This window comes from Microbacterium sp. MTN4-26, assembly GCF_042846595.1.
Classification (GTDB): domain Bacteria; phylum Actinomycetota; class Actinomycetes; order Actinomycetales; family Microbacteriaceae; genus Microbacterium; species Microbacterium luteum.
This window is the reverse complement of sequence record NZ_BTGO01000055.1, coordinates 1-720: the sequence shown is the minus strand read 5'-3', so window position 1 is coordinate 720 and position 720 is coordinate 1. Positions and strand designations below refer to the sequence as shown.

The following is a 720-nucleotide window of genomic DNA, read 5'->3' as shown; positions in this document are numbered from 1 at the left end:
GGAGTAGCTCATAGTGAGCAGTCCCTATGCCGAGACTCACCAACCGCGACTACCTCACGATCCGCCACTTCCTCACCAGGCTCTGGGACCAGGATGACGGGCACTCCTACGCCGCACTACCTGGCTACGCGCAGCGTGAGCTCCACGACTTCTACGCTCCAACGGTCTACATGACAGACGAGGATGCCGTCGCCCACCGGATGGCCATGACGAAGACCTTCCCATCACTCCCTCACTCCGCTGGCCGGGCTTTCGAAGCACTACGCGCCAGTCTGGAGGATCGGCCGAACCTCATGATCGAGCGCCACCGTGCGGCGCGGACGCACACCTTCAAGGTCGCCGGCAAGCCGCGCACCATCCGGCTTGATACCGTCTCCCGTCCCAAGATTGACGAGTACTACCTCACGAAGGCGCTAATGCAGCTCGTGAAGGAAGACGTTGACGGCAAGCTTCTGAAGAGGGCGCGCCGTATAGAGGCTCGGCAGGAACGACGGCGACGATAGTGTCTTGACTAGGGGTGGCAGGGTCTTCATAATCAGGGGCATATATGACTACTACGGTATATATTGCAGAGGTGTCGGAAAGTGCCTGACAAGGGGCCATTTTCCGTTGACCCGCAGCAGGTCGAAGGGCTCGAGGGCTCGCCCTTCGCGGATCTAGTAGGACGTCTGCTCGAAGCTGAGTTGGCGAGTGCCGGGCTTGCCGGAACCGCCCTCACTC

General features: G+C 60.7%; 1 protein-coding gene. It reads left to right on the top strand.

Going from position 1 to position 720, the window contains the following annotated elements:
- Positions 1 to 26: 26 nt before the first annotated feature.
- The gene (locus ACGG9C_RS17050) at positions 27 to 503 is read left to right on the top strand and encodes a hypothetical protein (protein ID WP_286932956.1); all 477 of its coding nucleotides are present in this window, start codon (positions 27 to 29) and stop codon (positions 501 to 503) included.
- The last annotated feature ends 217 nt before the right edge of the window (positions 504 to 720 follow it).